The sequence below is a fragment of the uncultured Cetobacterium sp. genome (assembly GCF_947039425.1).
Lineage (GTDB): Bacteria > Fusobacteriota > Fusobacteriia > Fusobacteriales > Fusobacteriaceae > Cetobacterium_A.
In genome coordinates this window covers 1-4,114 of record NZ_CAMQYW010000179.1, presented here as the reverse complement: position 1 = coordinate 4,114, position 4,114 = coordinate 1, and the positions used below count along the sequence as shown (strand labels likewise).

Here is a 4,114-nt window from a genome sequence, read left to right as displayed (position 1 = left end):
CACTGATAACTGCACCATCTAACTCTTCATTTGGATGAAGAAGTGTTGGTAGAATAAGTTGAGAATTGACACCATAAATATATGTATCATGAAGTAATCCTTGAGATATTAACATCTCTACATAAACTACTTTAGGTAAATCTTTATTTTTTAAAATTTCTTTAGAAATAGATTCAGTTTCATAGATTTCTATGTCATCAGGTTTTAAATCTTTTCCAGCTTGTCCTATAAACTCGCTGGCTCTTAACCCAGCTAATCTTACAGTTTTTTCATGGGTATGTGGCTCTAAACCTTCTATTGGTTTAATATCTACAACTAAATTAAATGTTTTAGAAAATGGAGTCCATTTTGCTCCTTCTCCCCACATATCTATAACTCCCTCTTGAAATCCTACAATGTCCCCAATTGTAATAATAGCTGCCCCTTTTAATATATTAATTGATTCATTTCCAGTTTGAAAGATCTTTCCTGTAACTCCAGGAAAGTTACACATTTCACCTTTTAATCTTACTCTAGGTTCAATAGCATCTTTAACTGGAATAATTCTTGTTTTATCCCCTGGTTTTGCAATATTAATTTTAATATCTTTTATATTTTTATCTTCCTTTAAAAAATCAATTAATTCTTGTGGATTTACATATAAAACTTTATCTGATACCTTTAGTTTCTCTCCAAATACAATATCATTTATTTGGATATTTCCCATTGTTAGCTTCAAAAAAACACCTCCTAAAGTTAAATAAAACTTAATAATTCTTCACATGCTGAGTTTAAAAGTGTTAAATCAATAAAAGAATAATCTTTTTCATTTTTTACATCTACTGTCCTCCCATCTGTATGTTGTTTATATTTTAAAATACTATGTTCTAAGAGTTCTATACTCATAATATCTAAAGCACTATAATTACTTGATATTATTATAGATCTATATGGTGAATGTAGCATTTTAAGACTAGCTCCTAAAGGGTGTGTGAGTAATTTTTTCCCTTGATGTAACTCTTTTCTTGTGAAATCAAAGACATCTTTAACTGTTCCATCTACAAATTTAATATTAGAATAACTTTCTTTAACTTTTGGATTATTTGTTATGATAATATAATCTTTTTTATTTAGATCTAGTTCCAAAATTATCCTCCTTTTGTTATGTTATTGTTAAATTTGATACTAATATACTCTATATACTATGCTTAAGTCAACATAAATTATTTAAAAAACAGAATTAAAGCTAACAAAAATGACTTAATTCAGTCTCTATAGTACTGTTTTAGCACTTTTTATAAAAAATGATTTTTAGAGTAAAGGAATTGTTAAAAAACAAGTTATAAAAATAATATTTTCACAACCAACTAAATTTAATTATAAAATATCTGTTCTTTTATAGTTGTAAACGTTCTTATAAAAAGCTAAATATTTGACTTTATTGTTTCAGTGTAATATAATTGATATCACATATTAATTATAGGAGGAAATTATGTCAAAGTCTAAAAAAAAAGAGAGTTTAATTTTTAAATTGGTTTTAGGTGTTTTTGTTGGATTAGTGATTGGATTTTATTCTAACAAAGGTATTATAGGAATAGTTCAAACAGTAAAATTTTTATTAGGACAAATAATATCATTTACAGTTCCACTGATTATTTTAGGGTTTATAGCTCCGGCAATAACAAAGATGAAGTCAAATGCGAGCAAAATGCTAGGAGTAATGTTGCTTTTAGCTTATATTTCATCTATTGGCGCGGCAATATTTTCAATGTTTTCAGGATATTTAATTATTCCTAAATTAAATATTATTTCATCTGTACATGGATTAAAAAAATTACCAGAGATAATATTTAAGTTAAATATTCCGCCGATTCTTTCAGTAATGTCAGCTCTTGTATTGGCACTATTTTTAGGTTTAGCTATAGTTTGGACAAAGGCAGAAAGATTGGAAAAGGCACTTGATGAATTTAATAATGTTATTTTAGCTATTGTATATAAAATAATTATTCCAATATTACCATTTTTTATAGCAACAACCTTTGCTACTTTAGCTTATGAAGGAAGCGTAACAAAACAATTGCCAATATTTTTTAAAGTTGTAATTATTGTATTGATTGGTCATTTTATTTGGCTAGCTATTTTATACTCAATTGGCGGAGCTGTATCTAAGCAAAATCCTTATAAGTTATTAAAAAGTTATGGGCCAGCATATTTAACAGCAGTGGGAACAATGTCTTCAGCAGCTACACTACCAGTTGCTTTAGATTGTGCAAGAAAATCAAAAACTTTAAATAAAGATATAGTGGATTTTGCAATACCTTTAGGAGCTACTGTACATTTATGTGGTTCGGTGTTAACAGAAGTATTTTTTGTGATGACTGTATCACAAGTTTTATATGGTAGTTTACCAAGTATTGGAACTATGATTTTATTTATTTTTTTATTAGGAATATTTGCGATAGGTGCCCCTGGAGTACCTGGTGGAACAGTTATGGCATCTTTAGGAATTATTTCTTCTGTATTAGGATTTGATGATTCAGGAATAGCATTAATGTTGACAATATTTGCTTTACAAGATAGTTTTGGAACTGCATGTAATGTAGTTGGAGATGGTGCTCTCGCTTTAATTTTAAATGGAATATTTAAAAAAGAACTTAAAAATAATATTGATTAAAGTATATAAAAAAGACTGATCTAAAAAAATTAAATCAGTCTTTTTCATTTTACAAAATTCCAATAAGTAAAGATGTTAAGATAAGCATAAAGGTTCCACCTAATCGTGATGATATTTGAGAAAAAGGCATAAGTTCCATTCTATTTGCTCCAGATAAAACAGCAATATCCCCAGTTCCTCCCATATTAGCCATACAAAGACCAGCAGTGATACTTGCTTCTATAATATAAAAACCTAAAAGATGCCCCATTATGGCGGTTCCTATTAACGCTCCTAATATTGTTGTAAGTACTAAAATAAAATAAGTGAATGAAAAAGCATCTATAACTTGAGAAAGATTTGTATAGGAAATTCCTATCCCTACTAAAAGTGCAGGAGTAAAGTTTTTAGATACAAATTCATACCATTTAGCAGCACACTCCTCAAACTTATTATCCATTAAATTAAAAACCTTAACAAAAGCAACAGATAGAATCATTAAAGCGTATGGATGAATAGGAATAAAAATTGAAAGAAGTTTACCTAAAATAAAGAAAGATAGAGCTATAACCATTCCAGTTCCAAGTTCTTTTATTTCTAATTTTTTTTCAATTGATTTTTCTTGTGATACATTTTCTAAATTTTTAAGTAACTTTCCTTCTCCACTTAAATTAGGATATTTTTTTCCTAATTTATTTAAAAAAGCTCCCATAACAATAGCCATAGCATTTCCAAGAGCAACAGCAGGAATCATAACAGCTAAAAGCTCGGTGGGATCCTTATGAAGAGATTGACCAAAAATTTGAGCTAAAGGAACAGCACCAGCACCCATTCCACCCCCCATAATAGGAATAGCAATAAAAAATACAGCTTTAACAAAACCGTAACCTAATAACATTCCAACAATTCCAGTTAATCCCAAAGCTAGAACAACACCTCCTATAATAACAGGAAGATATTTTAATGCTGCTTTTATTAACAGTTGTCTTTTCATTCCTAAAATACTTCCTACAATTAAAGCTGCTATATAAAAATCTAAAAATCCACCACTTTTCATAAAAGTGGAGATATTACTAAAAACTTCTTTTGGAAAAAAATTATAATAAACAAAAGCAGCACTACCAAAGATAGCAACAATAGCTCCTCCACCAAAATAATCTTTTACAATAGGGGTCTCATTTCCAATAAATTCTAAAATAGCACCAAATAACATCATAAAAGAAAGTGCTCCAATAATTCCCTTAGGTAAATAGTTAAAATAAGCTGCAATAAAAGTTATTATAAAAATGGGAAGAAAATGCTTTAAATCCATTTTTAAAAATATTAAGTCCATAGTATATAACACCACCTTAATTTTTGTGAAATAAAGAACATTTTTTCTTATTATTTCTGAACTTATTGTACTTTTTTATAGAGTATATGTCAAATAAATTAATTTAAAGGATTTAAAGAGTGTGAATTATATATGATAATGTCCTAGTG

General features: G+C 28.1%; 4 protein-coding genes. 1 reads left to right on the top strand and 3 read right to left on the bottom strand.

Translation table 11 applies throughout. The annotated features are described in order from the left end of the window. Together Q0V09_RS08620 and Q0V09_RS08615 are read right to left on the bottom strand one after the other, a co-directional pair. On the bottom strand, window positions 1-718 hold a 718-nt coding region (locus Q0V09_RS08620; protein WP_297488583.1), incomplete at its 3' end, for a glycine/sarcosine/betaine reductase component B subunit. A gap of 17 nt (window positions 719-735) precedes the next feature. Continuing rightward, window positions 736-1,125, bottom strand: coding sequence for a GrdX family protein (locus Q0V09_RS08615; RefSeq protein ID WP_297488580.1), 390 nt, complete (start codon window positions 1,123-1,125; stop codon window positions 736-738). Window positions 1,126-1,471: 346 nt separating this feature from the next. Here Q0V09_RS08615 and Q0V09_RS08610 point away from each other — a divergent pair, with 346 nt between their 5' ends. Beyond that, the gene (locus Q0V09_RS08610; RefSeq protein ID WP_297488576.1) at window positions 1,472-2,653 is read left to right on the top strand and encodes a dicarboxylate/amino acid:cation symporter; all 1,182 of its coding nucleotides are present in this window, start codon (window positions 1,472-1,474) and stop codon (window positions 2,651-2,653) included. Window positions 2,654-2,702: 49 nt separating this feature from the next. Here the strand turns inward: Q0V09_RS08610 and Q0V09_RS08605 are convergent, their stop codons facing one another. Then, a complete protein-coding gene (locus Q0V09_RS08605) occupies window positions 2,703-3,965 on the bottom strand; it encodes a 2-hydroxycarboxylate transporter family protein (RefSeq protein ID WP_297488573.1) in 1,263 nt (420 codons plus the stop codon). Window positions 3,966-4,114 lie beyond the last annotated feature (149 nt).